This is a genomic window from Alkalibacterium sp. m-11 (assembly GCF_054658155.1).
Genome location: NZ_BAAGIR010000108.1, coordinates 1 through 6,555, shown reverse-complemented (window position 1 = coordinate 6,555; position 6,555 = coordinate 1). Strand labels below are relative to the sequence as shown.

At 38.1% G+C, this 6,555-nt stretch carries 5 protein-coding genes; 3 read left to right on the top strand and 2 right to left on the bottom strand.

Annotated elements, in window-relative coordinates; translation table 11 throughout:
* The first annotated feature begins 273 nt into the window (after positions 1-273).
* The 3 genes from ACYQ2O_RS09640 (at position 274) to ACYQ2O_RS09630 (ending at position 3,953) form a co-directional block, all read left to right on the top strand.
* Complete coding sequence (locus ACYQ2O_RS09640; protein ID WP_459796498.1) at positions 274-1,866, top strand: alpha-glucoside-specific PTS transporter subunit IIBC; 1,593 nt, start codon at positions 274-276, stop codon at positions 1,864-1,866.
* 85 nt (positions 1,867-1,951) lie between these two features.
* On the top strand, positions 1,952-3,295 hold the full coding sequence (locus ACYQ2O_RS09635; protein ID WP_346024406.1) for a 6-phospho-alpha-glucosidase: 1,344 nt from the start codon (positions 1,952-1,954) through the stop codon (positions 3,293-3,295).
* 169 nt (positions 3,296-3,464) lie between these two features.
* Positions 3,465-3,953, top strand: a complete 489-nt coding sequence (locus tag ACYQ2O_RS09630) for a PTS sugar transporter subunit IIA (protein WP_459771033.1) — start codon at positions 3,465-3,467, stop codon at positions 3,951-3,953.
* Positions 3,954-4,021: 68 nt separating this feature from the next.
* On the opposite strand, the gene ACYQ2O_RS09625 is transcribed toward ACYQ2O_RS09630, so the two are convergent.
* Positions 4,022-5,485, bottom strand: coding sequence for a glycoside hydrolase family 32 protein (locus ACYQ2O_RS09625; protein WP_459796497.1), 1,464 nt, complete (start codon positions 5,483-5,485; stop codon positions 4,022-4,024).
* A gap of 24 nt (positions 5,486-5,509) precedes the next feature.
* Positions 5,510-6,555 (bottom strand): PTS transporter subunit EIIC (locus ACYQ2O_RS09620; protein ID WP_459796496.1); only part of this gene is annotated, 1,046 nt, incomplete at its 5' end.

Genomic DNA, 6,555 nt, shown 5'->3' with positions numbered 1-6,555 from the left:
CCAACACAATCAGGAAAAAGTGATGGCATAAAGAGGAGTCCCTCTTTTATTTTTTAAAACTGTATACTTTTGAGCATTTCAAGTTGATTAAGTGCTTAAAATTATGGGGTTTTGACACCATAATCATTAAATCAATAAATATGAAAAAATTCCCGCTACTTGGGAAAAAGAACAGAAAGTGAAGCCATTTCGCAACAGTGCTCTATTGTATTGTAATAGGATTTCTCTAATAGTAGAATGAACATATACAAATGAAAGAGAGGGGAAACAATTATGATGGAAAAGATTCAAAGGTTTGGTGGGGCGATGTTTACGCCTGTGCTATTATTTTCTTTTGCTGGTTTAATGTTAGCGGTCACAATTATTCTTACTAATCCGATGCTAGTGGGAAGTATTGCAAATGAAGGTACAGTTTGGCATAGTTTTTGGTCAATTGTTAATAGCGGGGCTTGGACTGTTTTTAATCAAATGGAACTTTTGTTTGTAATCGGTTTACCGCTTGGGTTAGCTAAAGTGGAACAAGGAAAAGCAGCTATGACAGCTGCGGTTACTTATCTTACATTTAACTATTTTGTAGGAGGCATTTTAGAGCATTTTGGAAATCATTTAGGTGTTGATTACTTTGGTGAAATTGGTGCAGGTACAGGATTAAAGGAAATTGCAGGGATTCGAACACTAGATACAAGCGTTGTAGGTGCGATTGTCATTGCTGCTGTATCTGTTTGGATACATAACCGTTATTTCAATAAGAAATTACCTGATTTCTTAGGGATTTTCCAAGGATCTGTATTTGTGTATATGGTTGGCTTCTTTGTAATGATACCGGTTGCTATTATCACAGCAATAGTATGGCCGCAAATTCAAGAGGGTATTAACTCTTTGCAAGGGTTTATGGCTGCTTCTGGGATATTTGGGGTATGGATTTATACATTCTTAGAGCGGATTTTAATTCCGACTGGTTTACATCACTTTATCTGGCAACCATTTGTATTAGGGCCAGCTATTATAGAAGGTGGAATCACGCCCACGTGGTTTGAGAACATGAATTATTTTGCTCAATCTACGCAGCCGTTAATTGAGTTGTTCCCAGAAGGTGGATTTGCCTTACATGGAATGTCGAAAGTTTGGGGGGCAATAGGTATCTCGTTAGCGTTTTACTTCACTGCAAAACCTGAAAAGCGTAAGAAAGTTCTTGCGATTTTAATTCCAGTTACATTGACTGCAGTATTGACTGGGATTACAGAGCCATTAGAGTTTACATTCTTATTCATTGCGCCAGTATTATTTGCTGTACATGCCGTATTAGCAGCGACAATGTCTGCAACAATGTTTGCGTTCGGAGTAGTAGGGAATTTCGGTGGTGGTTTAATAGACTTTATTGCTCTGAACTGGTTGCCGTTATTCAATAACCACTGGGGAACATATTTAACGCAGATTACTATTGGGTTCATTTTTACTGGTGTTTATTTCTTCGTATTCCGATTCTTAATCGTGAAGTTTAATTTTGCAACTCCTGGAAGAGAAGAAGATAGCGAGGATGTAACATTTTATAGTAAGAAAGAATATAAAGAGAGATTAGCAAAGGCGAAGGAACAAGGTGCTGAGATTAATGAGTTTACAGAGCCTGCGATGGCTTATATTGAGGCTTTAGGTGGTGCTGACAATATTGCTGAGGTAAATAATTGTGCGACTCGCCTCCGTGTAAATGTAAAAGACAACTCTTTATTGGCTGAAGATGCTGTTTTTAAAGATGTTGGTGCCTTTGGTGTAGTAAGAAAAGGTAATGCTTGTCAAGTTATTATTGGCGGTAGCGTAGGTAATATCCGAGCACAAGTGGATGAAATATTAAAGGAACATAGTGCGTAAAGTGAACTAGACTGCTCTTATCTTGAGGGTAGGGGCAGCTTAGCATATAAATAACAATACTTAATTTTATTGGAGGAATTTTATTATGAAGAAGTTTTCAGTTTGTATTGCAGGTGGAGGAAGTACATTTACACCGGGAATTGTATTAATGTTATTGGATAATTTAGATAAATTTCCTATTCGTACGATTAAGTTTTATGATAATGATGGAGAGCGCCAAAAGGTGATTGCCGATGCTTGTGAGATTATGTTAAAAGAACAAGCGCCTGATATTGATTTTGTTGCTTCTACTGATCCTGAGATTGCCTTTACTGACATTGATTTTGTCATGGCACATATTCGTGTAGGAAAATATGCAATGCGTGAAAAGGATGAGAAGATTCCACTGAAATATGGCGTAGTTGGACAAGAAACATGCGGACCTGGTGGAATTGCATACGGAATGCGTTCTATCGGTGGAGTATTGGAACTTATTGAATTTATGGAAAAATACTCTCCTAATGCATGGATGTTGAATTACTCCAATCCTGCTGCAATTGTTGCGGAGGCTTGTCGTTTATTAAAACCAGACTCGAAGGTAATCAATATCTGTGATATGCCAATTGGTATTGAAGAGCGTATGGCACAAGGATTAGGTTTAAAATCACGAAAAGATATGGTTGTACGTTACTTTGGTTTAAATCACTTTGGATGGTGGACAGACATTCGCGATAAAGATGGTAATGATTTAATGCCTCGTTTAAAAGAACATGTAGCGAAATATGGCTATGGACCTTCCCCTGAGATGCTTGAGGCTGCAGGTGAATCTCAGCATGATGATGAAAGCTGGAAGCATACGTTTGGTGTAGTAAAAGAGTTCTATCCGCTATCACCTGATATGTTGCCTAATACCTACTTAAAATATTACTTCATGGCTGATGAAGTGGTGGCACATACAGATCCTAGTTATACTCGGGCAAACATGGTAATGGATGGTCGTGAGAAACATGTCTTTGGTGAATGTCAAAAAATTGTAGAAAAAGGGAATTCAGAGGGGACTACACTAGAAATTGATGAGCACGCATCTTACATTGTAGATTTAGCCCGTGCGATTGCCCACAATACGAACGAGCGTATGCTATTGATTGTAGAGAATAAAGGTGCGATTGCAAACTTTGAGCCAACTGCAATGGTAGAAGTTCCTTGTATCTTAGGAAGTAACGGTGCGGAACCAATTACACAAGGAGAAATTCCACGTTTCCAAAAAGGATTAATGGAGCAACAGGTAGCTGTAGAGAAACTTGTGGCAGAAGCATGGTCAGAGAAGTCGTACACAAAACTATGGCAGGCAATTACCCTATCTAAAACTGTACCAAGTGCAAAAGTAGCAAAACAAATCCTAGATGATTTAATTGAAGCAAATAAAGATTTCTGGCCAGAGTTGGGATAACAGTTATTTATCTTAAATTTTGGAAAATGGAAGGGTTCAGTCCTTATTTCTCGCAAATGGGAACTGAACCCTCTTAAAGGTAAAGGATTTAAAGAAAGGGAATGATTTATTGTCATCCTATTGTTAAGTGTTCCTACTAAAAAGATGTTGAGCATGGGAGAGATAGAAAATGTTAGGATTATTTAAAAAGAAGCAAAAAGAAGAGGTTGTAGTAGCACCATTGACAGGGAAAGTAATTCCATTATCAGAAGTACCAGATCCAGTCTTTGCACAAAAAATGATGGGAGATGGTCTAGGGATTATTCCAACAGAGGGTGTCTTAGTATCACCAGTTGAGGGAAAAGTAATTCAAGTGTTTTCGACAAAACATGCGGTAGGAATTCAGTCAGATTTTGGAGCAGAAATTTTAATTCACATTGGACTTGAAACAGTGAATATGAACGGTGAAGGATTTGAGACATTTGTGAAAGAGGGGGACACGATAAAAATTGGACAAAAATTAATAACTTTTGATTTGGAGTTAATCGATGAAAAGGCAACAAGTACAGTAACACTAGTAGTTATTACAAACGGTGATCAAATAGAAATTGTCCGCAAAGATGAATGCCAAGAAGTGCAGGCAGGTAATCATACAGTCATGACACTAGAAAAGAAGTAATGTAGCAAAAAAGCTGTGAGATAGAATTGTTTTTTCTCACAGCTTTTTTGAATTTCTAGGAATCGATATTAGTAGTCCCACTTCCTACATTCCGTTTCCACTGAACCATTGACCGCAAAAATATTAACTTTATTATCATCATTAGTTGGAAAAATCCGTGATGTCATCACAAATTCGCCATCATTGATGAAAATTTCAATGGAGGAAGTATCCATAAAGATACGCAGTTTTAAGCTTTCCCCGTCATAGGGAACCTGACGTGTCGTTCCATAATCTACTGCAACTTCCATACCAGACTCACTTCGATCTAAAATGATTTTTTTGTTGACTGTATCGTATTTCAGGATGGTCTGTTCACCATTACCTGCTCGTAACTGCAATCCTACTTCTTGTGCGTGAATATGAGTAAATTCACATTCTAGCTCATATTGAACGCCTGCCCCTAACTCAACAACATTATTATCCACTATGGAAGAAAGGTGTTGTTCTTCTTTTCTTAAATTTTCAAGTTCTGAAACAGGAACTTGGTGGAGGCGATTGTTGACGATTTTAAGCTCTCGTGGCAATGTTAAGCAGTGAGCCCAACCATTTTTGTCAGTAGGATAGTCGATGTCAGGCAAGCCCATCCATCCGACAATGATTCGACGACCTTTGTCATCCTCAAATGATTGGGGCGCATAAAAATCAAAGCCATTGTCTAGTTCATTGAATTCCCCGTGAGAAAATGTGTGTGTTTGTAAATCTAGTGTGCCTCCGATAAGAAAACCTGTTTGATAAATATTTTGATATTTATCTTCTGTCGGTTCCAATCCTTGTGGTGAAAACACTAGAACACCTTTACCATCTAGCTCAAAGTAATCTGGACATTCCCACATATAGCCGAAATGATCTAATTCTGTCTTGATTTCACCAAGGAAAGTCCACTCCATTGCGTTAGTTGAACAGTAAAGAACCGTGCATCCAGTTTCATTTTGTCGTTGCGCCCCGATAATTGCATAGTAAATTCCGTCTTGTTCCCAAACTTTCGGGTCACGGAAATGTTCCGTATAACCTTCAGGCACATCTTTTATGACTGGTTCCAATAATTTTTCAATCTGTCCATCTGGCTTCATAATAGCGATGGCTTGCATCGGGTGACGTACCATATTTTCATCCCTGTGGTTGCCAGTATACATTAAATAAAGATCACCATCATGCTCAAAACCACTTCCTGAATATGCACCGTAATTTTCATAATATTGATCTGGTGTAATTCCAATTCCGAGATCTTGCCAGTTAATAAGGTCCGTTGATTTAAGATGATACCAATATTTAAGCCCATGAACTGGTCCAAGTGGAAACCATTGATAAAAGATATGGTACTCTCCTTGGTAAAATGCTAGTCCGTTGGGATCGTTTAAAAGCCCCGTTTTCGGTTGAATATGAAATGTTTGTCGCCAAGGACATTGAGCAACTTGTTTTTCTAACAGGGTTAATTCATCTATTGTTGCATCTTCTAGCTTTCGATACTTCTGTTCTCTTGTCCACTCCATATAAGTTGCTCCCTCCGAAAAATTCTATTTGTTTAACATTTTGTCAGAGTAACCAAATAACCATGTAAGAATAAATCCTGAAGCAATTGAGATAAGCATGACAAGGATATACAAGAATAATTGGCCATCTAGGTATAACAGCATTCCCGGAATTAAAGTGATTCCTATTCCAGTTGCTTGTAATCCGAATAAAGCAGCTAATAATCCACCGATTGCTCCACCAATTAATCCTAAAACAAACGGTTTAACATAACGTAAGTTTACTCCGAAAATAGCTGGTTCTGTAATTCCTAATAATACGGAAATAAATGATGAAACAGATAATGCTTTTAATTTTTTCGATTTTGTCTTTAATCCTACTGCTAATGCAGCTCCACCTTGAGCAGCCATAGCGGCAGAAATAATTGGGTTAAATACATTGACACCTGTGTCAGCCAATAGACCAACTTCTAATGCGTTAAATACGTGGTGAACACCTGTTACAACGATAATTTGGTGGAAGAACCCGATAAGTGCACCACCGATTCCCAACGGCCATTCTAATAATGCCAATATAGCAGCTACGATGCCACCTTCAACTGAACGGAAAACTGGACCGATAACGAATAATGCTAAGATAGACATCACAGATAATACTAAGAATGGAGTCACGATTAAATCTAATGTATCCGGTACAAATTTACGAACTTTCTGTTCAAGTTTTGCTCCGATAAACCCTGAAATAAAGGCTGGAATAACAGATGCTTGGTAGCCAACAACTGGAATAAATCCAAAGAACATAATCGCTTCAGCATCTCCACCAGCAACTGTAGAAAAGCATTCTATACCGATAAAAAAGAGGCGAAAAAAGGCAACTTGATCCAGCAGCGTATTCACGTCTGCTGGATCACATTGCCTTTTTTTCTTGTCAAATGTCTCCAGCAAAGGTAAAATAAGGAAACGCATACAAATCTGACAGAAAGAAAGAGAGAAAAGGCGACAGCATTGGAGTTCACGCTCCCCTGTCTTCTTTTCTCTCTCACCAATACATAATGAATTATACCTTACTCTCCCCAAATAATAAAGACTTT